The organism is Clostridium guangxiense (genome assembly GCF_021043395.1).
Lineage (GTDB): Bacteria > Bacillota > Clostridia > Clostridiales > Clostridiaceae > Clostridium_S > Clostridium_S guangxiense.
On the sequence record NZ_JAJNKE010000015.1, the window covers coordinates 1 to 26,419 of the forward strand.

Annotated in this window: 24 protein-coding genes and 1 other annotated feature; of the genes, 10 read left to right on the forward strand and 14 right to left on the reverse strand. The window is 30.4% G+C overall.

From position 1 onward, the window contains the following. The first annotated feature begins 319 nt into the window (after window positions 1-319). The 5 genes from LQK79_RS10335 (at window position 320) to LQK79_RS10355 (ending at window position 5,779) form a co-directional block, all read left to right on the forward strand. Window positions 320-1,267, forward strand: a complete 948-nt coding sequence (locus LQK79_RS10335) for a LacI family DNA-binding transcriptional regulator (RefSeq protein WP_053243215.1) — start codon at window positions 320-322, stop codon at window positions 1,265-1,267. A 181-nt stretch (window positions 1,268-1,448) separates the two neighbouring features. Then, window positions 1,449-2,732, forward strand: a complete 1,284-nt coding sequence (locus LQK79_RS10340) for an ABC transporter substrate-binding protein (RefSeq protein WP_053243214.1) — start codon at window positions 1,449-1,451, stop codon at window positions 2,730-2,732. Window positions 2,733-2,844: 112 nt separating this feature from the next. Then, window positions 2,845-3,720, forward strand: a complete 876-nt coding sequence (locus LQK79_RS10345) for a carbohydrate ABC transporter permease (RefSeq protein ID WP_053243213.1) — start codon at window positions 2,845-2,847, stop codon at window positions 3,718-3,720. Further along, complete coding sequence (locus LQK79_RS10350; protein ID WP_231016483.1) at window positions 3,720-4,535, forward strand: carbohydrate ABC transporter permease; 816 nt, start codon at window positions 3,720-3,722, stop codon at window positions 4,533-4,535. The genes LQK79_RS10345 and LQK79_RS10350 overlap by 1 nt, the downstream gene beginning before the upstream one ends. Further along, window positions 4,532-5,779: a glycoside hydrolase family 13 protein gene (locus LQK79_RS10355; RefSeq protein ID WP_053243211.1), complete on the forward strand. Its 1,248-nt coding sequence runs from the start codon at window positions 4,532-4,534 to the stop codon at window positions 5,777-5,779. Before LQK79_RS10350 ends, LQK79_RS10355 begins: the two co-directional genes overlap by 4 nt. 97 nt (window positions 5,780-5,876) lie before the next feature. Here LQK79_RS10355 and LQK79_RS10360 read toward each other — a convergent pair whose 3' ends face one another. From LQK79_RS10360 to LQK79_RS10375, 4 genes are all read right to left on the reverse strand, one after another. After that, window positions 5,877-7,586 (reverse strand): ABC transporter ATP-binding protein, encoded by a 1,710-nt coding sequence (locus LQK79_RS10360; RefSeq protein ID WP_053243210.1) that lies wholly within the window; start codon window positions 7,584-7,586, stop codon window positions 5,877-5,879. Beyond that, the gene (locus tag LQK79_RS10365; RefSeq protein ID WP_231016484.1) at window positions 7,583-9,322 is read right to left on the reverse strand and encodes an ABC transporter ATP-binding protein; all 1,740 of its coding nucleotides are present in this window, start codon (window positions 9,320-9,322) and stop codon (window positions 7,583-7,585) included. Before LQK79_RS10365 ends, LQK79_RS10360 begins: the two co-directional genes overlap by 4 nt. Beyond that, a complete protein-coding gene (locus LQK79_RS10370) occupies window positions 9,315-10,922 on the reverse strand; it encodes an RNA polymerase sigma factor (protein ID WP_231016485.1) in 1,608 nt (535 codons plus the stop codon). Before LQK79_RS10370 ends, LQK79_RS10365 begins: the two co-directional genes overlap by 8 nt. Window positions 10,923-11,010: 88 nt before the next feature. After that, window positions 11,011-11,277 carry a CD3324 family protein gene (locus tag LQK79_RS10375; RefSeq protein ID WP_053243571.1) on the reverse strand — a complete coding sequence of 89 codons (267 nt, stop codon included), beginning with the start codon at window positions 11,275-11,277 and terminating at the stop codon, window positions 11,011-11,013. A gap of 35 nt (window positions 11,278-11,312) precedes the next feature. Here LQK79_RS10375 and LQK79_RS10380 point away from each other — a divergent pair, with 35 nt between their 5' ends. Further along, window positions 11,313-11,564, forward strand: coding sequence for a hypothetical protein (locus LQK79_RS10380; RefSeq protein WP_053243570.1), 252 nt, complete (start codon window positions 11,313-11,315; stop codon window positions 11,562-11,564). Window positions 11,565-11,648: 84 nt separating this feature from the next. Here LQK79_RS10380 and LQK79_RS10385 read toward each other — a convergent pair whose 3' ends face one another. The 3 genes from LQK79_RS10385 to LQK79_RS10395 form a co-directional block, all read right to left on the reverse strand. Then, entirely contained in the window at window positions 11,649-12,128 is a 480-nt protein-coding gene (locus tag LQK79_RS10385) for an S-ribosylhomocysteine lyase (RefSeq protein ID WP_053243569.1), read from the reverse strand. Window positions 12,129-12,231: 103 nt separating this feature from the next. Next, a complete protein-coding gene (locus LQK79_RS10390) occupies window positions 12,232-12,843 on the reverse strand; it encodes a DedA family protein (RefSeq protein ID WP_231016486.1) in 612 nt (203 codons plus the stop codon). After that, a complete protein-coding gene (locus tag LQK79_RS10395) occupies window positions 12,836-13,201 on the reverse strand; it encodes a hypothetical protein (RefSeq protein ID WP_053243567.1) in 366 nt (121 codons plus the stop codon). Before LQK79_RS10395 ends, LQK79_RS10390 begins: the two co-directional genes overlap by 8 nt. 362 nt (window positions 13,202-13,563) lie before the next feature. Here LQK79_RS10395 and asd point away from each other — a divergent pair, with 362 nt between their 5' ends. Both asd and LQK79_RS10405 read left to right on the forward strand, forming a co-directional pair. Next, the gene (gene asd, locus LQK79_RS10400) at window positions 13,564-14,646 is read left to right on the forward strand and encodes an aspartate-semialdehyde dehydrogenase (RefSeq protein ID WP_231016487.1); all 1,083 of its coding nucleotides are present in this window, start codon (window positions 13,564-13,566) and stop codon (window positions 14,644-14,646) included. 441 nt (window positions 14,647-15,087) lie between these two features. Then, window positions 15,088-16,011: a glycosyltransferase family A protein gene (locus LQK79_RS10405; protein ID WP_231016488.1), complete on the forward strand. Its 924-nt coding sequence runs from the start codon at window positions 15,088-15,090 to the stop codon at window positions 16,009-16,011. Window positions 16,012-16,136: 125 nt separating this feature from the next. Here LQK79_RS10405 and LQK79_RS10410 read toward each other — a convergent pair whose 3' ends face one another. Beyond that, the gene (locus LQK79_RS10410) at window positions 16,137-16,592 is read right to left on the reverse strand and encodes a Tn3 family transposase (RefSeq protein ID WP_278279702.1); all 456 of its coding nucleotides are present in this window, start codon (window positions 16,590-16,592) and stop codon (window positions 16,137-16,139) included. A gap of 564 nt (window positions 16,593-17,156) precedes the next feature. Here LQK79_RS10410 and LQK79_RS10415 point away from each other — a divergent pair. Beyond that, complete coding sequence (locus LQK79_RS10415) at window positions 17,157-17,450, forward strand: SagB/ThcOx family dehydrogenase (protein WP_053242674.1); 294 nt, start codon at window positions 17,157-17,159, stop codon at window positions 17,448-17,450. A 416-nt stretch (window positions 17,451-17,866) separates the two neighbouring features. Here the strand turns inward: LQK79_RS10415 and LQK79_RS10420 are convergent, their stop codons facing one another. The 6 genes from LQK79_RS10420 to LQK79_RS10445 all read right to left on the reverse strand — a co-directional run bounded on the left by LQK79_RS10420 (window position 17,867) and on the right by LQK79_RS10445 (window position 25,380). After that, window positions 17,867-18,826 (reverse strand): bile acid:sodium symporter family protein, encoded by a 960-nt coding sequence (locus tag LQK79_RS10420; RefSeq protein ID WP_053242673.1) that lies wholly within the window; start codon window positions 18,824-18,826, stop codon window positions 17,867-17,869. Window positions 18,827-18,856: 30 nt separating this feature from the next. Then, window positions 18,857-20,515: a dihydroxy-acid dehydratase gene (gene ilvD, locus LQK79_RS10425; protein WP_231016489.1), complete on the reverse strand. Its 1,659-nt coding sequence runs from the start codon at window positions 20,513-20,515 to the stop codon at window positions 18,857-18,859. Window positions 20,516-21,132: 617 nt separating this feature from the next. Next, window positions 21,133-21,331, forward strand: a binding site (T-box leader). Window positions 21,332-21,441: 110 nt separating this feature from the next. Continuing rightward, window positions 21,442-22,335 (reverse strand): LysR family transcriptional regulator, encoded by an 894-nt coding sequence (locus LQK79_RS10430; protein WP_053242672.1) that lies wholly within the window; start codon window positions 22,333-22,335, stop codon window positions 21,442-21,444. Between the two features lie 51 nt (window positions 22,336-22,386). After that, window positions 22,387-23,607 carry a multidrug efflux MFS transporter gene (locus LQK79_RS10435; protein WP_053242671.1) on the reverse strand — a complete coding sequence of 407 codons (1,221 nt, stop codon included), beginning with the start codon at window positions 23,605-23,607 and terminating at the stop codon, window positions 22,387-22,389. A gap of 93 nt (window positions 23,608-23,700) precedes the next feature. Beyond that, entirely contained in the window at window positions 23,701-24,531 is an 831-nt protein-coding gene (locus LQK79_RS10440; RefSeq protein ID WP_231016490.1) for an AraC family transcriptional regulator, read from the reverse strand. A gap of 3 nt (window positions 24,532-24,534) precedes the next feature. Next, on the reverse strand, window positions 24,535-25,380 hold the full coding sequence (locus LQK79_RS10445) for a DUF4037 domain-containing protein (protein WP_231016491.1): 846 nt from the start codon (window positions 25,378-25,380) through the stop codon (window positions 24,535-24,537). 205 nt (window positions 25,381-25,585) lie between these two features. Here LQK79_RS10445 and LQK79_RS10450 point away from each other — a divergent pair, with 205 nt between their 5' ends. Then, on the forward strand, window positions 25,586-26,098 hold the full coding sequence (locus LQK79_RS10450; RefSeq protein WP_053242668.1) for a ferritin: 513 nt from the start codon (window positions 25,586-25,588) through the stop codon (window positions 26,096-26,098). Window positions 26,099-26,419 lie beyond the last annotated feature (321 nt).

A 26,419-nucleotide genomic window follows, 5' to 3' on the forward strand; every position in this document is an offset into this window, starting at 1 on the left:
AGTTAAAACCCTTCACTATAGTGCTCGACAAATTCCAGTTTATCAGGATAAATTTGGAGATTGCAATTTTAAAGTTTATTTGTACCAAACCACCAATTTTCAAGGGATTATGGTGAATATATAGTTTATAGTTGAGCTAGTTTCACTATAGAATTAACTATCGCAACAAGCTAATTTAAAGATAATTGAAGCAAAACTAAGAATACGGTACTTAAGCAACTTAATTTTTATAAAATCAAACAAAAAATTATTTTACATAAATTTAAAAATATAATACAATATTATTGGAAGCGCTACCATAGCATAAGGAGGTCTTTTAATGGCTACCATAAATGATGTTGCAAAAATGGCTGGAGTTGGTACTACAACAGTATCTAGAGTTATAAATAATAGTCCCTTAGTATCTAATGAAACTAAACAAAAGGTCTTAGCTGCAATTAATAAATTAAATTATTATCCAAGTAATTTAGCTCGTGGGCTTGCTACCTATTCAACGCATACCATAGGATTAATAATGGACAATACAATGGATAAAGTATATGCTAATCCTTTCATATATGAGGTTTTTAGAGGCATAGAAAAAAGTGTTTATGAAGGTGGTTATAATCTTCTTTTACTAGGAAAAAATACAAGACAAAATGGAAAATTAGCAGTTGAAAATGTACTTCATGGTAAAATGGTCGATGGATTAATTCTTCAAAACCATTTAATAGTATCTAATTATTTAGATAACATAGAGAAATATAAACTTCCAATAGTTGCAATAGGTAAACTTGACAAAAAATATAATATAAGCAGTGTGGATATAGATAACTTTAATGCTGGGTATATATGTGCACAGCATTTGTATGAAAAGGGATACAAAAAAATTGCATTTGCAGGTATTGATCCAAATAAAATTTTTGCTAATGACAGATATATAGGATATAAAAAATACATTAAAGAAAAGGGATTGATTCCCATTGTCCCAAATGAATCCTTTAGCAATGTAGATTCAATAATTTGTATTGATAATATATATGCATATAAAATCATGTTAAAGTGCAAGAAATTAGGGAAAAAAATTCCTAATGATATTGGAATTATTACCTTTGACAACTATCCTTTAGCTGAATATGTTGAACCACCAATCACCAATATTGAAACAGATTTATATGAAGTTGGAATTCAGGCTGGAAATGAAATATTAAGAAAACTAAAAGATAATTCAAATGATGCTAGAAGTATAAAAGTTCCTGTATCTATAAATATAAGATCTTCAACATAAGGTTTTGAAATAAATTGATATCTTATATTTTACAATAATACCTAGAGGAGGCGAATTATTTAGTTAAAATATAGGTAAATTCCGTAAAGCTTTAAATTTCAAGAGATTATCTATGGTAAAATTAAGATTTCAATTTAATAATATAAAAAATTTTTTATAAAACACTAAAAGGAGGAAAATCATGAAAAAGAGAGCTATAAAATTAGTATCTATGTTTTTATGTACTGCCACTTTAATTGGTTTATCAGCATGTAAATCTACAAGTAAAACCGATAGAAGCAAAAGTAATAGGAAAACAGTTGTTGAGTTTTGGCATTACTGGGATGGAAATAATGGTAAGGCAATAAATGAGCTTGTAAAAAAATTTAACTCAGAAAATAAAGATATAGAAGTCAAACCTGTGTTCATCCCTAATGATCAGCTTATGACAAAACTTCAAATGGCAATTACCTCTAAAACCACTCCTGAATTAGCAGCAGCAGATATATCAGGAATGGCTAAACTTAGATCATCTGGTGCCTTACTTCAGCTTGACCAATATGTAAAGGATAACAACATAAATGTAGGAAGCTTTTATCCATCACTTTTAGAATATGGAAAGGAAAATGGTAAACTTTATTCTCTTCCTGTTAGCACAAACAACCTTGCTTTATTTTATAATAAGGACTTATTTAAAAAAGCTGGTTTAGACCCTAACAAAGCACCGAAAACTTGGGATGAACTTCAATCTTATTCTGAAAAAATAGCAAATAGTATTCCTGGAACTTATGGCTTCGAGTTTTACACTCAAGTAGGTGACAATGGTGAAGGATTAACCTGGCAGCTTCAGCCATACTTATGGCAATCAGGGGCAGATTTTATTAAAAATGGCAAAGCCGCTTTTAATAATGAAAAAGGTGAAAAATCATTAAGCTTTCTAGTAAACCTAATCAATAAAAAATTAGCACCTGTAGGTTCTTGGGATGATTTTGCTAAAGGTAAATGCGCTATGGTAGTGGATGGTTCATGGATGGTCGGAATATGGAAAGACTCTTTAAATTTTGATTTTGGTACAGATATGATACCTACTCCAGCTGGTGGAAAAAACGCTACGAATATGGGTGGTGAACAAATATTTGCTTTTAATAAAAGTTCTGAAGAAAATAAGGCTGCTGCAAAATTTATAGCTTATATGACCAGCAAAAAAACACAAATTCAATGGGATGAAAAAACATTCTTTATGCCTGTAAGTAAAGAAATAGCAGCGGATGCTGACTATGTAAAATGGGTAAAAAGCACAGATGCAAGACTTATGCCTTTTGTTGAACAGCAGCAGTATGCTCATGCCAGACCTTCAATGATGCAGTATCCTGCAGCATCATTAAACTTTGCAAAAGAAATAGAAAAAGCTTATTTTGGCAAAGCAAGCGTAAAAGAAGCACTATCAAATGCCGAAAAAGCAGTTAATAGTGCATTGGATAATTAGTAAAAAGATTAATTACGTTTGAGAGTTATAGCGCAAAAATAACTCTCAAACAATATTTTATATTTATTATCTTAATAAATCAATATATTTTTATACCGATTGAGGTGATATTATGGGAAAAAGTAAGAATCAGAATCTTGTATCCTACACATTTTTGTTACCAGCAATAGTCTTGTTTATGCTATTTAGCGTTATACCCATAGTGTATTCATTTTATTTAAGCACCATGAAGTGGAATGGTTTTAGTATTGACAAAGAATTTATAGGAATAAAAAATTATATTAACATCTTTACCAATAAAAACTTTTATAATTCTCTATTTATTACAATTATCTATACAATCTTAGTAACTTTAGGAAGTATATTAATAAGTATGTTTTTAGCAAATTTATTAAATAAAGAACTGAAATTTAAATCTATTTTTAGAATCGCTTATTTTATACCAGTAATTACTGCTACTGCTGCTGCCGGCGTTGTATGGAAGTATATGCTTGATCCATCTCAAGGTATAGTTAATAAATTTTTAAACTATGTTCATATTTCATCTATTCCATGGCTCACAAATCCTTTTTGGGTAATTATATCTATTTCACTCGTTGGAATATGGAAGCGAATAGGTTATAACATGGTAATATACTTATCTGCCATGCAAAGTATTCCTAATAGTTTATATGAATCTGCCGACATTGATGGTGCTACAAAATTTGAAAAGTTTAAACATATTACGATTCCTATGTTAAAGCCGACAACTTTACTTCTTATAATAATGTGCTTTATTGATTCTTTTCAGGTCTTTGATCAAGTATATGTCATGACTAATGGCGGACCTGTTGGAGCAAGCGATGTACTTGGACTTTACATGTATAGAGAAGGTTTTGCTTCTGGAAATGTTGGTTATGCCTCTGCAGTAGGATGGGTTATATTCTTATTCATATTTATAGCTACTATTGTACAATTTAAAATAAGTAATAAAGGAGGAGAATTATAGTGAAAAAATTTGGTAGTATTTTAACTTATATTATTGTAATTTTAGGTGCTTTTATTATGATACTGCCCTTTTTATGGATGATTACTACTTCATTAAAACCCTTGAAAGCTAGTTATAGTCCTCCTTATTTGATACCACAGAATTTTGAAATAAAAAATTATATAACAGCATGGCAATCTGCTCCATTTTTAAATTATTATAAAAATAGTTTTATCGTATCAATATCAATAACGATTGGTACAATAATAATTTCCGCAATGGCAGCATACCCATTTGCAAGATTAAACTTTAAAGGCAAAAACTTTCTATTTTATCTATTTTTAGGTACAATGATGATACCATTTTATGTTGAGATAATACCTCTTTACAATATAATTCAGAAAATAGGATGGATAGACACGCGCAGAGCGCTTATAATTCCAAGACTATTTAGTCCATTTGGTATATTTCTTTTTAGGCAGTATTTTTTAACCATACCTAAAGAACTAGATGAAGCAGCAGAAATAGATGGTTGTAATAAGTTTTATATATTCTGGAAAATAATTCTTCCGCTTGCAAAGCCAGCTACAGCTTCTCTCGCAATATTTACCTTCTTATTTGGATGGAATGATTTCTTATGGCCCCTATTAGTAACTACAAGGCCTGAATTTACCACTGTTCAAGTAGGAATAGCAAATTTTTCAGGAAAATATGGCACACTATGGCCTTACCTTATGGCCGGCACAGTAACTTCAGTACTTCCTGTATTTATTGTGTTTATATTGGGTCAAAAACAATTTATTGAAGGAATGATGACTGGAGGAGTTAAAGAATGACAAGAGACATAATATATCAAATATTTCCGGACAGATTTTGCGATGGTAACGAATTAAATAATCCTCAAAACTCAAAAAAATGGAACAGTCCAGTTGACAGAGAATGTTTCATGGGCGGCGATTTAGAAGGAATTATCAGCAAGCTTGATTATATAAAAGCTTTAGGGGCTACTGCTATATATTTAAATCCAATTTTTCAGTCTCCCTCAAATCATAAATATGATACTTCTGATTATTTTAAGATAGATGATTCATTTGGAACAGTAAAGGACTTTGAGAATCTTGTTACGGAATGTCATAAAAAAAATATAAAAATTATTATTGATGGTGTTTTTAATCATACAAGTACTGAATTTTTCGCATTTAAGGACATACTAATTAATCAAGAGAAATCAAAATACATCAATTGGTATCACATACTTAATTACCCTGTTGTAGTAACAACTCCCCCGCCATATAAAGCCTGTGGAGGTGCATCATTTTTACCAAAATTAAATACTAAGAATCTAGAAGTACAAAACTATATAATCAGTATTGTGAAATTTTGGGAAGGAAAAGGCATCGATGGAATAAGATTTGATGTTCCCTTTGAAATTGAACCTTCATTGCTAAAAAGAATAAGAGAAGAAACCAAGCTTTATTTGATTGGAGAAATCTGGGGATATGGCGGAGACTACGTTCCAAGATATTTCGACGGGGTTACTAACTATCTACTAAGGGATCTTATTAAAAAAGCTGTAGTTAACCAATGCATTACTTCAAAAATGTTTGTTGATGAATGGAATACTATATATAGCATGTATGGTGATAACATAAATTCTATGGTAAATTTAGCTGGTTCCCATGATACGGAAAGAATATATACTTTATGTCAAAATAACATTAATAAAGAAAAAATTTTTTATGCCTTCTTATTTTCATTACCAGGAATCCCCCTAATTTATTATGGTGATGAGATAGGTCTTAAAGGTGAAAATGACCCTTATTGCAGAGGCTGCATGGATTGGGACAAATATAACTGGAATAAGGAAATATACAATAATATAAAAGAACTAGCTAATATTAATAATACGAATGAAGTTTTCAAAGACGGCAAGGTGAAATTAACCAGTCTAGGAGAAAGAGTTTTAATCATCACAAGATATGATAATAAAAAAAGCATAAGTGTTATTATAAATTTTGGTTTTCAATCAGAAATCATCAATGGATCAGTGATTGAACCTATGAGTTTTAAGTTTATTTAATAAAAGATTAAGCATATTTAATTAATTTCCCCATTATTTAAATATGAAAATCATCATTGAAAGACGAACAGAAGCATCTTTCAATGATGATTTTTTATTATATTTGAAGCTGATATAATTTTTTATACTGCGATTGTTTTTTCATAAGAAATTCATGTGTTCCCTCTTCAACTACCTTGCCACTATCCATAACATATATCTTATCTGCATTTTTAATTGTAAGCAATCTATGAGCTATTACAATTAAAGTTTTATCTTTGCAGGCTTTATCAAGAGAAGCTACAATTAATTTCTCCGATTCTGTGTCCAAAGCTGAAGTTGGTTCATCCAAAAGCATTATAGGTGCATTTTTAAGTAGTGCTCTTGCTAAAGCTATACGCTGTTTTTGTCCACCTGACAAATTTTCTCCATTTTTCTCAATTACAGTTCCATAGCCTTTTGAAAGCTTCATTATAAAATCATGTGCATTTGCTTTTTTTGCTGCATTTATTATTTCTTCTTTTAAAGCTCCTTCTTTTCCATAAGCTATATTTTCTTCAATAGTTGCATTAAACAAATATGGATTTTGTGGAACGTAAGCTATTTTTTCTCTAATTGAACTCAAATCACTACAATGCATATAAATATTGCCCTTATCGGCACTATAAAAACCCAATAAAAGCTTTATTATAGTACTTTTACCACATCCACTAGACCCAACAATGGCAGTCATTTTTCCCTTTCTTGCTGCTAAATTCACTCCATTTAATATTAATTTATCCTCATAAGCAAAATATAAATTTTTTAACTCTATATCAAAACTTTCATCTTTTTCATTTAATAATATTTCTTCTCCTTCCAAAGCTTCTTCCTTAAGCTCCATAAAAGCATTAAGTCTTTTTAATGAAGCTGATGACTTTTTAATGTCCTTCATAAAATTTCCAATGCTTTGAAACACATAATTTGCATTTCCCATAAGCTGTACTACTGCTGCAACAGTACCAACAAGAATATAGCCTTTATATACAATGTAAAGGGCAATAGCTAAAACTCCCATATATTGAAAGCTTGACAAAAATACATTGCTACCTTCAAATAAAGCATCAAATTTTGTAAGCTTCATTGAAACATCATAGCACTTGTCACTTTCTTTTTTATAATAGCTATATACCTTATTTTCCTTAAGAAACATTTTTGTAATCGCACTGCTATTTATTAAATCTATTATTCTTTCTGTAATTTTCCCAATTATTTTTTGCATATTATCATTTAACAAACTGATTTTTAGTGATAATAATTTGTTCACTACTATTGTAGCAATTCCAAATGTAATTATAATTAGTGCTAACTGCCACTGCATATAAAATATAATTGAAAGTGCAGTAAAACTATGTATTACTGCAAAAAAAAGCAATCTTATCTGAGTCACATATGCATCTTCAATATTATTAATATCATTAGTTAAAATTGAAATAAATTTTCCACTGTGCTCTTTATCAAATTCACTAATTTTAATTTTTTCTAATTTATTAAAAGCTGAATTTCTTACTTCATACATAGTTTTTCTAATACACAAATGTCTAATGTAAGAAGCAATAGGATCTATTATTATTCCTATAACAAAGGAGAAAGCTGCAAGTAATAAAGCCTCTCTTACTAATCCCATTTTACCATATATAATGCCATTAAATACATCTTGAGTAATAAAAGCAATTATTAAATTAAAACAAATGGAAGTCACTGCATTTTCCACTATCATTGAAAAAACATATAGTTTTTTTCTTTTTCCCATAAGAGATAAAATTTGATTTAATTCACTATTTATCATATTGCTAAGTCTCCCTTATCTGCACCAAAACTACTTTCATATAATCTTTTATATATTCCCTTATTTTCCATTAATTTTCTATGAGTTCCCATTTCTATAATGCCATTTTTATCAAATACAATTATGTTTGAAGCATTTTTTATAGTTGCTAATTTATGTGCCACAACTATTATAGTTTTATTCTTAGTTATTTTTTCTAAGCTTTCACTTAATATTGCTTCTGCCTTAGCATCTAGTGCTGCCGTTGGTTCGTCTAAAAGTACTATTGGAGCATCTTTAAGTATCATGCGTGCTAAAGCAATTCTCTGACATTGCCCACCAGAAATTCCGCCTCCCCCTTCTCCAATTAAAGTATCATAACCATTTGGTAATTTTTCTATAAATTCATGAGCATTTGCAAGTTTAGCCGCACATATTATTTCCTCCATAGAAGCATTTTCTTTTCCCACAGCTATATTCTCAGAGATTGTAATAGGATAAAGATAACTTTCCTGTGACATATAAGTTATAAATTTTCTTACACTCTTAAGGTTTACGTCTCTAATGTCATTTCCAAATATCCTTATTTTTCCGCTGCTTAAATTGTAAAAACCACATATAAGCTTTAATATTGTACTTTTGCCAATTCCACTGCTTCCAACTAAAGCTGTATAACTTGATTTGGGAGCTTTAAATGAAATATTTTGAAAAATATTATTCTTCCCATCATAAGAAAATACTGCATTTTCAAATTCAATTGGATCACTTTGAAAATTAACTTCTATATCCTTTTTATTATTTTCTTCCACTTTTAAATCCATAATTTCAAATATCCTGCTTACTGCTGGAATAGATTGTCTTGCACTTCCTATAAAGTTTAAAATAATTTCTACTGGCCCTGCAACATAAAAAACAAGAGTAGAAAATGCAAAAAGACCTCCAACTGACATTTCTCCATGAATAGCAAGGTAACCTCCATAAGTTATATATATTAACTGGGGTGCTAACTTAACTATTAAAAAAATTGGTGTTAAATATGCATTTAATTTATCAACTTTAAGCCTTTTAAATTTTATACTTTTTGAAATATCTTCAAACTTTTCAGAAAATATTTTCTCAAGTCTAAATGATTTTAAAACATACCTTCCATTAACAACATCTTGAAGTATATTATTTACCTTTGAGGAATCTTGCATTAATTTTGCTGAATAGGCTTGCGCTGGTTTATTTATTTTGTCATAAATTACAGTTGATAACGGCATTAATATGAAGGTAACTAAATAAAGCTTAGGACTAATGTAAATCATGTAAGTTGAAGCTAAAACTATTAGTACTACATTAAATAAGAACTGCAAAATTCCATTTAGAAATTGAATTAAGATTGGCAAATCATTGTTTACTCTTGAAATTAAATCTCCACTAGAATATTTTTTCAAAACATAGATCGGCAACTTCTGCACATGTGAAATAAGCTTATTTTTAGTATTATAGCTAAATAAGTTGCAAAATTTTTCTGAAAGGTATTTTGAAAAATAAGCCGTAAACATACCCACAACAGTTAATATTATTAAAAAGCACAAATAGTTAATAAAAACACTATTATTTTTATTAGCTACACCATCCATAATCTTCTGAATTCCATATTGAATTCCAACTTTTATAACTGCATCACAAAGTAAAACTATGCTGGATACAAACATAATTAGATAATATGGTTTTAAGCTTAACATAAGTCTCTTTAAATCACTTTTATTCATTTTCATCAATTCTTTCTATAACAAAATAAATATTATCCATAAATTCATTTTCATCTTTAGGGACACTTATCAAATCATTGTTCTTTAAATATTCAACAGCATACTTTTGTAAAATATCAAAAAGTGTGCAAGCATCTTCTTGGATTTCCTTTCTATCTATAGTTTTTGATGTCTTATACAATTCATTTAATACATTGCCCCATATTCTCTTAAACAAATTTACATCCATCATATTTTTTATTACTTCAATTTCTTTTTTTAGCATTCCATATTCTTCTTTACTAAAAACAGTTACATTGGATTTTAAATTTTCTCCTTGCTTTTTAATTATTTTTTTATTTAAAAGCCTATATGCGGTTTCTTCTTCATCCTTATTAAGTATATTTATATGAACGTCATTTTTTACAACTTTAATATAAAGTTTACCTTCCTTTTCTGAAAGCATTTTTTCATTTGCATTTTCCTCATAATTTATAACTTCTAATAATCCAATTCCAGGATACTTGCTTACTGTAAATTCTCTTTGTCCTTCCTTAAATATTTCTTCTTCAAAACCAAGCATACGCCACTTATTTCCATGGGGTCTCATAGGCATTTCACTGTAAATAGTTTGTTCTTCAAAAAAGTCAGATAACATTTTGGGGAAAATAATCCACATAAACCGCTTAAAATCTTTTTCATACCGTACGTATTTCAAATTATATTTTTTTAATATTTCTACTATATTTTTAGATGTAGTCTCAGCACATTCTTTTAACAATGGTTTTATTACTCTCTGGCTCTCCTTTGACAGTATAAGAAAATTCACTCTATACTTATCCTTACTTACTTTTTTCAAAATATCTTCACTTACAAGTGCTTCAATATCTTCTTCTAAGTACACTCTCGGAACTCCAAGCTCTATACTTATATCTTCAATACTTACAGCCTTATTTGCTGCATAAAGAAGAATATTTTGTTTAAGTAAACTTTTTATTTGACCTTTTAAATAAAAATTTGAATATGGAGATATAAATGTTCCTTGTATGATAACAGTTAATCTTCCAGGTGAATAGGTTTTTTCTGTATAATTCTTCATTTTTTTCATTTTCTCCTTTAACATTTTTTTAGCTTCGTGAAGCCTCCATTTTACTGTTGTTACTGGTATGTCCATTTCATCTGCTATTTCACTACATTTTTTATCATGAACATAATAACTTACCACTACTTCCCTATAACTTTTAGAAAGTAGGCTTATTTCTCTTCGCAAGAAGTTGTATTCTTCATTTTTTATAATTTTTTCATCTATATTAACTTGCGATTTTAATTTTTCTGTCCCTATTCCTTCAATATATATAACAGAATTTTTATTTTTTCTTGCAAGCCACTTATAATATGTATACCTAGCTACAGTCCAAAGCCATCCCAAAAGAGCTTCCTTACCTTCATAATGTTTAATTTTTGCATAAGATTTATAGACCTCTAAAAGTATATCCTGCATTAAATCTTCTGCTTCTACACTGTCTTCTGTTCGCTTTACTGCAAAGCCAAAGATTTTTTCTAAATTTTCATTTATAAGTTTATCTATAAATTCCTTATTAATTGTAATTTGATTTTCCATGGAAAAGTCACCTCATATATATAAAATACCAAAAAACAAAAAAAGGATAGGTATTTTAAAAAAAAAATTTAACCTATCCAAAAATTACTTACTTCTTGTCATATATAATTTTTTTTATACTGTGAACAGATAGAAAAAACTCTTCTACCAATTTAGTAATTTTGTCACCATTTTTATATCTTCGTTTTATGGTTTCATTTCTATTCTTTATATATTGCCTGTTTCCAGAGTTTTCTCCCCACTTTTTTCTTTTCTTTAATTCAGCAGGAATATAAATATATTCACCTTGAACATATTTTTGAATTTTCCTAACTAAGGTATCTGGTAAAACAGCATCTGCTTTAACATATTTCACAAAACTCAGCTCCTAATTTATATTTCAAATTAGAAGTGAAAAGCCTGTCTATATGTTCTTATCTTAGTATTAGCAAAAGTACATTAATTCAACTTGGTATAACTAATTTTAAAGAGGAAAATTTATCCATAAAAGAAAGATACGTAAAAAGCCCTAGTGTGCTAATAAATATTGGAATAGTTGGTGATTCTACTGCTGCAACAGATGCAGATAAAGTAGTCTGCATAGAAATGAAAGTTTACGATTTTCCTTTTGAAATAAATGTAGCAATTAATAACATAGCATGATATGGATAGATAAGCTAAAAAGTTGAAATAACTAACGCTGCGAAAAATCTAAAAACTTAACGCTTATCTATCTATAATTATCTCTTATTCTGGGTAGTTAAGTCTGTCCTCTGATATATTTTCAAGAACTTCAGTTAAGTACTTATGTCCCCAATATTTTGCCATTGATAAATTCATATCCAAATAATTTCCGCAGTCTTTTGCAGCAGCCCCAGGTACTTCACCTTCGAAATCTGCCATAAACTTATACATTTCTTTTAATAAATCCACGATATCGCTGGATTTATAATCTCCATGTAAAATCAAATAAAATCCTGTTCTGCATCCCATTGGTCCAAAATATACAGTTTTTGATGCATATTCCTTACTATTTCTTAAAAATGTTGCTCCTAAATGTTCAATAGTGTGAACTTCCGCTGTATTCATAACAGGCTCATCATTAGGACTTGTCATCCTTATATCAAAGGTAGTTATAACAACATCACCAAACTTGTCTTTTCTTGAAACATAAACACCAGGCTTTAATTTTAAATGATTGACTGTAAAACTTGCAATTTTCTCCATGTTAATTCCTCCTTTACATACCTGTATAGTAGCATTTATAAAAATGATTTTCAAGTACTATATATTAAAATTATTTAATACAAAAATTCTTTTAAGTCATAATCTATTTCTTATTTTTACCTTTAACAATTTTAATAAACATATACACTATTAATGATAAAATAGCTGCATATGTAATGATTTCACCAAACTGAGATACCAACGGTACTATGCTCTCCCATGAATCGCCAAACCAGTATCCAAGACCAATATATATACCCGTCCAAAAAAATTCACCAAGCAAGGCAAATAAACTAAACGCAGCTACACTATAATTTACAATACCAGCTGATGCATTCACAAATGGTCCCATAGGGGAAATTAAAAATCTCGTAAAAAAAACAGCTGATTTTCCATGTTTATTCAAATAATTACGTGCTTTTAATATCTTGGGTTCAAAATAACTATTTAATCTAGGAAACTTAATTAATAGCCTGTATCCAATAATTTTCCATAAGAAATATCCCGCACAATCACCAATCCACGCAAAAATCCATACCTCTAATACAATAAGTACTATATTAAATTCTCCAGCATATGCAAATGCTCCACAAGCTATTACTAACATAGACATTCCAATAGGAACTCCAATCCCTTGAAGTATCATTAAAATGCTCAAAAACCATATATTATAATCTCTAAAATATTGTATTAATAATTCCGTAAAGTTACTCATATATTCTACCTTCTGTAGGCTTATGTCTTGAAATTATCTTCATTAAATTTTCTTCAATTTGCTGTGGATTTTTATTATATTTTTTCGACAACTTCCAAATTGGCATATCTTCATCACCTTTTTCAGGTTTAATTTCTAAAGCTTTAAAAATATTTTCTTCTTTTATATTATGCTTTTTTGCCAGCCTCTTTACTGTCATCCACTTGTAAATACTCATATTTCCAAATTGCCTATTTTCCATCGTGGGAGGCTTAATATTTCTAATTTCTCTGTGTAACAATAAAGATTGCCTTGTTATTAAAATTATCATTATAATAATTAATATTGATAGTACACTTAATTTTTCCTTCCTGTTCATAAAGCACCCACTTCATGTTTTTTATAATTATTATAATTCATTATATAATATATTTAAAATATAAAAAATGAAATTTAATTATAATTTTATTTTTACTAAACACTTGGAGGAATAAAAATCATATCGAAAGTTGCAGAACTTGTAGTACCTTTTATGTACTATAAACTATCAATCAAAAATATTGATTATTCTTATTAAAATTATCAATTTTACTAATTTAATCTTATATGATACCATAAATATATAAGAAATATTAATTAAGGATTATCGTACTAAGACTTAATTTATACATGTTTCAAAGCACTATGAGACACGCATAAATTAATAGTTAAGTCGATAACCCTATAAGGGAAGGTGCTATTATGAATAAATTGAAAGTGGGATTAATAGGCGGTACAGGCATGGTAGGACAAAGATTTGCATGCCTTTTAAAAGACCATCCTTGGTTTGAGGTTACTGTCATTGCTGCAAGTAAAAAATCTGCTGGTCTAACTTATGAAGAGGCGGTTAAAAATAGATGGAAGATGAATGAACCTATACCTGAAAGTGTAAAGAAGTTGGTGGTTAAAGATGCTTTAAGCATTGACGAAATATGCAGTGACGTAGATTTTGTATTTTGCGCAATTTCATTAAATAAAGAAGAAACAAGAAAACTAGAAGAAGCATATGCAAAGCATGAAACACCAGTAATTTCAAATAATTCAGCTAATAGATATGCCAAAGATGTTCCTATGGTTATACCAGAAATAAATGGAGATCACACAGCGATAATTGAAACTCAAAAAAAGCGTCTTGGAACAAAAAGAGGCTTTATTGCAGTTAAACCAAACTGTTCAATACAAAGTTATGTTCCACCAATAAGTGCACTACTTCAGTATAAACCTAAAGTAATACTTGCGTGTACTTATCAAGCAATATCAGGTGCTGGTAAAACCTTTAATGACTTTCCTGAAATAGTTGACAATGTAATACCTTTTATAGGCGGCGAAGAAGAAAAAAGTGAAAATGAACCTCTAAAGATATGGGGTAAAATTGAAAATAATGAGATTGTAAACGCTGAAAGTCCAATTATAACAACTCAATGCATAAGAGTTCCTATATCTGATGGACATCTAGCTGCTGTTTTTGTGAGCTTTGAAAAAAAGCCTTCAAAGGAAGAAATACTGTCTGCCTGGGAAAATTATAAAGCTTCAGAAATAGTGACTAATCTTCCAAGTGCTCCAAAGAAGTTTTTACACTACTTTACTGAAGACAATAGACCTCAGACTAAACTAGATCGTGATTTTGAACATGGAATGGGAATAACTATGGGAAGACTTAGAGAAGACAAGGTATATGACTATAAATTTGTCTGCCTATCACACAATACTTTACGTGGAGCGGCTGGCGGCGGAGTATTAACTGCTGAACTTTTAAAAGCCCAAGGGTACCTAACCACGAAGTAACAATACTTCGCTCCCACGGTAGTGCAAGGAAAAAATTCTTCCGTAACTACGGAATTTTAGGTGTAGAAGAAAGATTTGATAATTTAATATGTGAAGCACAAGACACTATCAATTTATTATTGAAGGAAATTACTACTGTGCTAAAAAAGTGGAAAACTACTCTAACAAATTAAAACATTAGAGTAGTTTTTCTATATTTAATCATTCTTCAAAATCACAAACTTTAAGATATGTTGGAATCACAGGAGAACAAAAAAAGAAGTTTATTTACAATCTAATTTAGGATAGTTTATATACATATTAATATGCAAGATTTCATTTTAAATTATAGTAAAAAATGATATTATTATCTATATGCTTACATCGTAATTGTAAAAAATGGTAAAGTAAAAATTATTAATATAATACATAGACAAATAGTAATTTAGGGAGGATATTATAGTGGATATAAATAATGATAAGCATTATATTAGCAAAGATGTCGAAGCAGTTATTACTAGTTTTAATCAGGGTTCTATGATTCTTGAAGCAGTTCGTTCTTTGTGCAACCAAACAACACTACCAGCAAGAATTATCATAGTGGATGATGGATCAACGGATGAGAACTCCATCAATATATTGAATAATATCAAATTGGATTCCAACATATCCGTTCCAGTAACAGTACTGCAGCAGCCAAACGGCGGAGTATCTGCTGCAAGAAATACTGGCATTCGTAGGGCACAAACACCAATGGTGTTGGTACTTGATGGAGATGATAGACTTGAACCCTCGTATATTGAGCAGGTTAGCCACATATTGCGCAATAATCCATCTATGATTGCAGCCTCATCTTGGATGCATACTTTCGGAGTTCTTGATGCAACAGTTTGTCCGTGCGGAGGTAACATAGCTGCATTTCTCGCACGTAATTGTTGCCCGGCAACACATATCCTTCGGCGTGAAGTATGGAAACAGTGTGGTGGCTATGATGAGTCCATGTGCTCCGGTTTTGAGGACTGGGATTTCTTTTTAAGTATGTTGGAAACTATGCCAGATACATATATTGGAATTGTCGAAAGACCGTTAATAGACTATCGTACTGCACCTGACTCGTCAAATGTAAAAAGCATGTCGAAGCGACTTGATCTCATGCGCTTTATTATTGAAAAACATATCAATGCATATCGTGAGCATGTAACTGAAGCGATACTGGGTATTGAATCCACATCTATATCAAGGCTTTACGGATGGGAAAGTGAAATTCTCCATACGATAACTATAAAACATACTCTAAGCAAAGTATCAGATGATTTTATAGATCATCCATCGTATGGTGATGGTGGGATGGCTGCGGCAGTTCGTATTGCGTCATCTCATAAATAAGTGTCATAAGTTCCAATTTGTAGAGTTGAGGTAATATAATTTTAGATTCAGTTATGTCTTATATTTCTTATAGTGTGACTCAAATCCTACCTTTTTCATTTTTAAGGAATATGTTTAAAATATATTTAGAGTAATAATGTTCTTAATTTACCATTCTTAATTTCCGCTGGTAAATTAAGGTAATATATACCCATAATATTAATATATTCGTAACCTAATGGTGATAATTTTTGTATATCAACATCACTTATATCGTAACCAGTAATTTTCAAAGAATCAATGGCTGTTTCAATATAACGTGTATTCCACACAACTATAGCATTAACAATAAGTCCCAATGCACCTAATTGATCTTCTTGTCCTTCTCTATATGCTTGATGAAGTTCTCCTTTTTTACCATAGAATACAGCGCTTGCAAGGCTATGACGTGATTCACCACGATTTAATTGAGTTAGAATCTTACGCCTATAAGTTTCGTCATCAATATATGTAAGATTATGCTGAGTTTTATAAATACGTCCTAATCCTCCAATTGCACGCCCTAACATTGTCGGTTTTCCTCCACTTTGTAGTGTCTCAATAAGCTGAGCTGAAAAACTGTTTTACTGAAGGTGATGCTCGTTGTGATGAGCTTGGGTTAACTTGGTGATAACAAATGTTCAATTACTACGCAACCACAACATGTTTAACATAAATGGTGTAAAAGAAATTAGTAAAATAAATATGCTATAATAAGTGATATAATTAATTGGGAATGGTAGAATAATACGATTTAACGTAGGTATTGAAAATAATTTAAACATAAGAGGTGTAGAGATGAGTGAAATAAATACTTATAGAGATTTTTTAAAATCAAATATAGGGTTAACTGACAATATTTCAGATAGGGAAAAAAAGATACCACATCCACAAATACAAAAAAAACATAGATAAAAGTGATAGTATCATTAATTTACCTTCAATAAATGAATTGTTGATAAAAGATAGAGATAGTTATAACTGCATAAAAAAGAGACGAAGTAGAAGGAAGACACCCATTTAAAACATATTTAGTTATTAATAATGTAGACGGAATAGAAAAAGGTATTTACCGTTTCCTATCCTTGACAAATCAATTAATCTTCTTGTTCTATGATTAAGATTACATGGAAAAGTTAAACAAGTACACATTTGGGCAAAAATTCATTGGACAAGGTGCGGTAATATTTATATGGAGTTGTGTCCCTTATCGTTCAGAATGGGAATATAATATAAGTGCACATAAGGCTATATTACTAGACGCAGGTCATATGTGTCAAAATTTATATCTTACCTGTGAAAGTATTGGACTTGGTACATGTGCAATTGCTTCATATATGCAAAAAGATATGGATAAATTTTTAAAACTTGATGATGACGAAGAATTTGTTATCTATTTAGCACCAGTAGGAAAATATTAAAAACAATCTTTAGATAAATTTATTAATAGTGAATAGAAAAATTTAAGTAAATTAAATCATAACATTCTAACTAGACGTACTAACTCAAAAGGTAGTGCGGCTTTTTTATTCCTACTTTGTCACTGGTTACACGGATACTACCATTAACCCATAATGCATTAACTGTTTGTGAGCTGAATATACATACAAAACTCCAAGAACTAATTAATTATAAATTATGCAATCAAAAAAGAAGCCTTTATTTAAAACCACATAGCAGAAAAAATTCCTGTTGACTATGTATGGTATCATATCCTATAGGGAAAGCGGATATAGAAAAGAATTAAATTGGCTAACTAAATCAACAAATGGTAAAGGATTTAACAATGCACTGCATGTCAAATCCTTTACTTAGTTATATAACATTATTATATTCTTTATTCTATTATTTTTTCATTTGTATTTTCAACATTATTGAAAACTTGCTTATTTGCCCAAAAACTAGCCAAAGTTGGTCCCGAAATATTATGCCAAACACTGAATATTGCTGCTGGAATAGCGGATAATGGTGAAAAGAAGCTCATAGCTAAGGATACTCCTAATGCTGAATTTTGCATTCCAACTTCAAAAGCAACTGCTCTTCTTTTAGCCTCATCCATTTTCATTACTTTAGCTGCCAGATATCCAAATAAGAAACCAAATAAATTGTGAAGTACGACTGCTCCTATTGAAATTGCTGCTGTTGTTATAAGTTTTTTAGAATTGGCCCCCACAACTCCTCCAACTATTAAAACTATAGCAACCACAGATACTATAGGAAGAAACTTTACTATTTCTTTAGAAGCATTTCCTGCAACCTTATTTACTACTACACCAAGAACAATTGGCAATATAACTATTTTTGCAATATCAATAAATAGTTCCAATACTGGTATCGATACCCATTTTCCAGCTAACAAAAGTATTAAAAGAGGTGTAAACAGTGGTGCTAAAAGTGTTGAAACCGAACTTATACATACCGAAAGTGCTAGATCTCCCCCTGCAATAAAGCACATTACATTTGAAGCAGTACCACTTGGACAACATCCAACAAGTATTACTCCAACAGCAATCTCTTTTGGAAGTCTTAATGCAACGCATAAAAGATATGCGATGCACGGCATTATGATATAATGTGCTACTACGCCAATGAGCACATCTTTCGGTCTTGTAAAAACTTCCTTAAAATCTTCTTTTTTAAGAGTCATACCCATGCCAAACATTATAATTCCAAGAAGCAGCGATACTTTTGGAACTACCCACAAAAATGTACTAGGTCTAAATAGTCCTATTGCTGCAACTAAAATTACTAAAAGTGCAAAATACTTATTACATAATTTACTTATCTTTTCTATCACTTAATTAGCCCTCTTTCTATAAAACATTTCTTATTTTAGTACTGCCCCAGTATTAGCAGATGTAACTAGCTTTGCATATCTAGATAAATACCCACTTTTGATTTTAGGTTCTGGATTTACATGATTCAGCTTTCTTTTTTTCAATTCATCTTCACTTACTTTTAATTCAAGTTTTTTATTTGGTATATCTATAAAGAGCGTATCTCCTTCTTCTACAAGACCTATTAATCCACCTTCCATAGCTTCCGGTGATACATGTCCAATAGCTGCTCCTCTTGTGGCGCCTGAAAATCTACCATCTGTAATAAGGGCTACATCTTTATCAAGTCCCATTCCTGCTATGGCTGATGTTGGTGAAAGCATTTCTCTCATTCCTGGACCTCCCTTTGGTCCTTCATATCTTATTACTACAACATCCCCTTTATTTATTCTGTCTCCAAATATAGCATCAACAGCTTCTTCTTCTGAATTGAATACTCTTGCAGGACCCTCATGTACAAGCATTTCCTTTGCCACAGCAGATTCCTTAACAACACAGCCATCAACTGCAATATTCCCCCTCAATATTGCAATTCCACCTTTGTTACTATAAGGATTATCAACACTTCTTATGACCTCATAGTCCTCTACTTTATAATTTTCCACAGTTTGCCCAACGGTTTTCCCCGTAATTGTCATACATTCTTTATTAATTAGATTTTTCTTACAAAGTTCATTCATAAGGGCTGGTATTCCACCTGCCATATGCAAATCCTCCATATGATGTTTTCCACTTGGACTTAGCTTAGTTAAACATGGTGTTCTTCTACTTATTTCATCAAATAAATCTAAATTAAGTTCAATTTCTGCTTCATGAGCTATTGCTGGAAGATGAAGCACCGTGTTAGTAGAGCCTGCCATGGACATATCAACTGTTATAGCATTTTCAAAAGCTTTTAATGTCATTATATCCCTTGGTCGTCTATTGTTTTTAACACAATCCATTACGTACATGCCAGCATATTTTGCAAGTTGATTTCTCTCCCCAGTTTGTGCTAAAGCTGAGCCATTTAAAGGCAATCCCATTCCAAGAACTTCTGTAAGGCAATTCATACTGTTTGCTGTAAAAAGTCCTGAACATGAACCACATCCTGGACATGATCTTTTAGTCTCTTCTTCAAGTTCCTCCTCTGTTATCTTTCCATCACTACAAGTTCCAACCATCTCTATACATGTACTAAAATCTAAAGTTTTATTTTTTAATTTTCCTGATCTCATAGGTCCTCCACTAACTACTACTGCAGGAATATTTAGTCTTGCAGCGGCCATAAGCATTCCTGGAACAATTTTATCGCAATTAGGAATTAAAACTAGTCCATCAAAACCATGGGCCATCGCCATAGCTTCTATAGAATCAGCTATAAGCTCTCTGCTGGCAAGTGAATACTTCATTCCTATATGTCCCATGGCAATTCCATCACAAACTGCAATAGCTGGAAATTCCATAGGCGTCCCTCCTGACATAGCTACTCCAAGTTTTGCAGCTTTAGCAATTTCATCTAAATGCATATGACCCGCAACTACCTCATTTTGAGAATTTACAATACCTATAAGCGGTTTGTCAATTTCCTCCTTGGTATACCCCATTCCATACATTAATGCTCTTGCTGGAGCCGCTTTAACTCCCCTTTTAACAGAATCGCTTTTCATTATATATCCTCCTCTTGAATATTAAATTTTTTGTGATTGTTTTGAATATTATGATTACTTTTTGCAATATAATAGCTCTCTTTTAAAAAATTGCATAAAAAAACAGCCAAAACTCTCTCCTTGGGGCGAGAATCTTAACTGCGCGGTACCACCCAAACTTTTACTTAAAGCAATAATAATAGATGTGCTCATATTTTGTGGTATAAAAACAAAGATAAATTACAAGATTACTTAGATAATTGCAAAAATCTCAGAACATAATCTTTCATTTTACCCTTAATTATTTCTCTATAATAAATTCAATTTCAACTTAACAAATTTTAGTGTATGACATGATGATAATACCATAGTTGTATAATGTCAATAGTTTTTTATTATTTTTCTAAAATTATTTTTTCTACATTATATTCAAAAAAAACGTATAAAAAAAGCATAATTTTAAGCAAAAAATTATTATTTTGAAAGTTTTTAATTGTATTTATTAACATTTTTAAAATAAGAAAACGATTATATCTTATATAATTTTAAATTAATTGAATTTTTCCATAGTTTGCATTAAATTTATTTAATTTTCTCTGTTGACATAAAAAACTTTTTATATTATAGTAATTGCAAACACAAAAACGATGACGGAGACAAGTAAGCAAACATATGCTTTCAGAGAATGGGAGTTTGGTGGGAACCCATAAGCTAAAGTTTGTTGAAAATCACTCCAGAGTTGCAGACTGAAATTATTTAGAGTAAGTTGTGCCGGTAATGCCGTTATAATCATAAGTAATAATTTGGGTGGTACCGCGACAGACATTCGCCCCATAATGGGAGTTTGCCTGTCTTTTTTATACTTTAAATTTCTTTATATAAATTTCATTTTAATTTTAGTGTGTATTATAATTTCTATGTTTCAAGTTGTTCATCTATGCTATGCATTAAATATTTTTGCCTATTATATCCTTTGAAAGTTTAAGAAACGCATTTAGAGCTGGCGATATCCATTTATCTTTGTGATATAAAATTTGAGATATAATTCCAAATTCAGGGCCTGCCCAATTAAGTGCAATCATTCTTCCACTCTCAAGTTCATCCTTAACCGATACTTTAGGAAGCAGTGTTATTCCAAGTCCACTCATGGTAAATTGTTTTATAGCCTGAACACTTCCAGTTTCAAGGACAAGATTAGGTTTTATATTGTACTCATTTAAAATATTTTCAAATGCTGCTCTATAACTACAGCCTGTTTCTGTTAGTATAAGAGGTTCGTTTTCAATATCCTTGGGAAACACCTCATCTTTACCTATTAAATGGTGACCAGGATAGGCTAAAAGCACCATTTCCTCATCAAATTCAACCTCTGATATAAAATCTTCTGAATCTATTTTAGTGCCTAGAGAAAAGGCCACATCAATTATGTTGTTCTTTAAAAAATGTCTAAAATCGGCACAACTTCCGAATTTTAAAGATACTTCAACTTCCGGATAAAGTCTCCTATATTCTTTTAGTATTTCTGGAAGTCTAATTACACACAAGGATTCTGCCGCTCCAATAGTCAATGTACCTGTTGGTTTTTCATCATTAACTGCTACATTTTTAATTTCATAGGATAGCTTTAACATTTGCTTAGCATATGGTAAAAGCCTTTTTCCTTCATGAGTCATTGTTACATTTTTTCCTATTCTCTCAAAAAGCCTCACACCAAGTTCTTCTTCAAGAAGTTTAATTTGATTGGTTATAGTTGATTGAGCATAACCAAGCATATTCGCTGCTCCTGTAAAACTATGGAGCTTACTTATGGTCACAAAGGCATTAAGCTGCTTAAAATCCATATAATCACCATCTTCATCTAATTATTAAATTATATTTATCTCTTTTTATCTTTAACTGCATTTTGGTAAGTATTTATTGTTATATTCTTTAGCCAACCTTTTATACACCGTTTCATAAACCCATAACGCATTTAATAACAATAGGGTACTAGTAACAAAAAACACACTTCTTATTCCAAAATGCGAGGATATTTGTCCGCCAAATACCGATCCAGCAAATGTTCCTAAGTATTGAGCTGACATACTATAACCAAATATTCTTCCTGTAACAGCTTCTGGAGATAATTTTTTTACCAAGGTATTAACAGATGGTATTAACCCAGCTGTAGCAAGACCTAATAAGAATCTAAGCCCCATAAGCTGCCATGGACTCTTTACAAATGCTTGTGGTATAAAAAACACTCCAGCAGCAATAAGTGAGCCCAATATAACTTTTCGTGCTCCTATTTTATCAGAAAGTCTTCCAAGCCTAGGTGCAGAAATTATACTTGCAAGTCCTGAAGCAGAAAATGCTAAACCAGAAATCAATGCCACATGAGAACCATCATGTGACAACTGCTTAATATAAACTGTAACTATTGGCTCTATTGAGTAAAGTGCTAATTGCAGAACAAAAGCAGTTATAAACATTGTTATTAGTATACCTTTATCGGGCAAGATGCTCCAGATCTCTTTAGCACTCATAACCTTCTTATCTGAACGTTTAAAATCTTCCTTTACAAATATTAAAGTTGCTATAAAAACTACAACCATAAGGCTGCCTGTTATAAAGAAAACACCCTGCGGTCCAATTACTTCATCTATAAAACCACCTATTATCGGACCTAACAATGCTCCAGAAACTGAAGCTGTTGAAAGGGTTCCTAGTGCCCATCCAGCATGCTCCTTATCTGCTTGGGTTGCAATTAATGTTATACATGCTGTAGTATAGCCGGTAATTACTCCTTGCAAAAGCCTAAGTCCTATAAGCTGATATATATTAGTTGCAAAACCAGTAGAACCTATAACAATCGACATACCAAGACTTGCACGTAAAAGCATAGGTTTTCTTCCAAACTTATCTGCTGCTTTACCCCATATTGGTGAAAAAATTGCTGACACTATAAATGTGACTCCAAAAGCAATTCCAGATATCTGTTCTATACTATTAGTATTGTGTACCCCTAAATGATTCACGTATAAAGGTAATATAGGTGCAATTTGACTCATTCCAATGGCAGTTATGAACATTCCCACCCAGCAAACCACCAAATTCCTTCTCCATAATTTCATGGATATAATCCCTTCCTTCATTTGTGTAAAATAAATATATGAAAATTATATCCAAATTATAAGCCTTGAATTCCAGTAATACCATGCAATATATTAAACTTCATGGACATTCTTGCCACAAAATTCTTTTGGACTTATTCCTTCTATTTTTTTAAATATTCTGCTAAAATAAAACTCATCCTTATATCCAACAATTTCTGCAACTTCCTTTATCTTTTTATCTCCCTCAATAATAAGTTCTTTAGCCTTATCTATTTTCATTTTATTAAAAAACTCAATTATTGAATAACCCGTAGTTTTTTTAAACACCTTTGATAAGTATGTTGGAGATAAATTTACAAGCTGTGATAATTCACTTAAAGTTATCTTTTTATTTATATTATCTGTCATAAATTTTATAATTATTTTTATCTTTAAAGAATTTGAATAATTTGGTGACCTTACTTCTACAGATCTAAAAATTTTAAATAAAATTCGTTGAAACATTGTCTTAGAAACAAACTCATAACCTGGAAACTTTTCATACCAAACTTCTAGCATACTTCTCATTAAACTCTTAATACTATAATAATTATCTAAAAATTGGACTTCTCGTAATGGCAAATCGTCTTTTTCATACTTTATTTTCCACTTATTGTTGTCAAATTCTACATTAGTAAAACTAAAATGAACTGATATAAAATTTAATGGATCATTTAGATCTGGTTTAATGCAATGAAAAATATCAGGTTTTAAATATAAAAGCATTCCTTGCTCTGCCTTATACATCTTATTTGAAATAGTAACGCTGCCATTTCCTCCAGTTATAAGAATAAATTCATGGTGATTTATTTTTCTAGAAATTGTCTTTAGCAATCTATCTTTATCTGTACAGTCTCTTTTATTACAATAATGAATGCAAAATATTAAATCATTTATATTCATACTTTATTTCATCCATTCATTCCATAAGCCTTCTTTTTTTAAAAATGCATTTAAATTATTGATTAATAAGTCTATTTCTTCTAATATTTTGAAGTCACCTGCTGCTGAAAATTTCAAAATATTACCTACATTTAAATCCATATCTACTGGAACTCTAAGATCTCTTTCTCTTATAATTTTTAGTAACTTTTTCTCACCTGGATGAAGCATTTCATTTACAGCAAAAATTATATCAAAATAGCTTGCAAAAAAAGCTGCTATCCTATGATTTACACTTATAAAGTCATCTCTTTTTAACGCTTTTTCAATTTGATAATAATAGGCAGGCATTTTACTTTTAAGTAAAGGATAATTTTTCTTTAATATATTCTCCTTTAATTCTTTTGGATAGGGTACTGCACACTCATCCTGCAGCTTATTTAACTTGCCAGCTTTGTCGTATAATATAACTGAATTTTTTATATTTGACCAAAAGCAAGTTGTATATCCAGTATCAGCTTCGCATTTTACAATAGTCCTGTCTAATGAATCATTAATCCAATCTAAATTTCTATATATTATTTCAACTTGAACATTGCCCTCTTTTAATGTCCCATCATCTTCTGTCTCCCAAAACCGGTTGTCTAACTCCATATAACTGCAATACTTATCAGTTATTTTTCTTCTTTCATCTACTGATATATCTTTGCTTAAATAAACATACACATCATAATCTGAAAATTTATCGTTTGTTTTAACTGCACGTGACCCTGCTAATAAAATCCCTTCTACTTCCTTTAATTCCGAAAAATCATTAAGCATTTCAATAATATCGTTATTCATTTCTAAATCATCAATTTTTCTAATCATACTGCACCTCTTAAACATAAATATATTTTTATTATACTACAAATAATTTTAATATTTTAGGATATAATCTTAAATAAATAGTCATCAAAATATAATATTTTTTACCGAATTTTGCTATATAATTTGCCTTTTTTTATTTTTTTGTTTAAAATTATGTATAACATATATAGTTTTGTGTTCTTTAAAAATTATGGAGGTGAATATTATGTTAAATGAAAAAATATCGTTTCTATTAAATGATCAAATTAATTTTGAATTTTATTCTTCATATTTTTATCTTGATATTTATAATTATTTTATGAACAAGAATCTTGACGGCTTTGGAAATTGGTTTTTTGTTCAAGTGCAAGAAGAAAAAGATCATGCTATGTTATTTTTTAAATACATGCTCAATAATGGTGAAAAAATTAATTTAAAACCTATAAACTCATCTGATATAAAATTTGAGACCTTCTATGAACCACTTGAAGCAACATTTAAACATGAGCAAAAAATAACCGAATGCATTAACAAAATATATTCTGCTGCTTTTTCTATAAATGATTTTAGAACCACACAATTCTTAGACTGGTTCATAAAAGAGCAAGGAGAAGAAGAAAAAAACTCGGAAGATTTAATGAAAAAATTTGAATTATTCGGTAACGACCCTAAAGGATTGTATTTGCTAGATAATGAACTTAAAGCAAGGGTCTATGCCCCACCAACGCTTATAATTTAAAAGTATTGCGAAGTAACAGTATCTTGATATATTAAATGGAAACTATAAATCTAAGGTGATAATTGTCAAAATTCTAAGAAGTTTCAATAACTCGCTATCGTTCAAACAGATTGAAACTTCTAAGCCTTTTAACAATTATCACCTAAGATTTATTAGCTTTCATTTAAATCATCTCTTCAATACTGTTACTTCGCTAAACCGAAAATGCAAGGTAAATTTTTCTCCGGTTCCCTACGAAAAACACTCTATAATCACTGTTAATCAATAAATCAGTGGACAAGTTCACACCCAAAATTCCGTAGGTACGGAGAAATTTTTTCC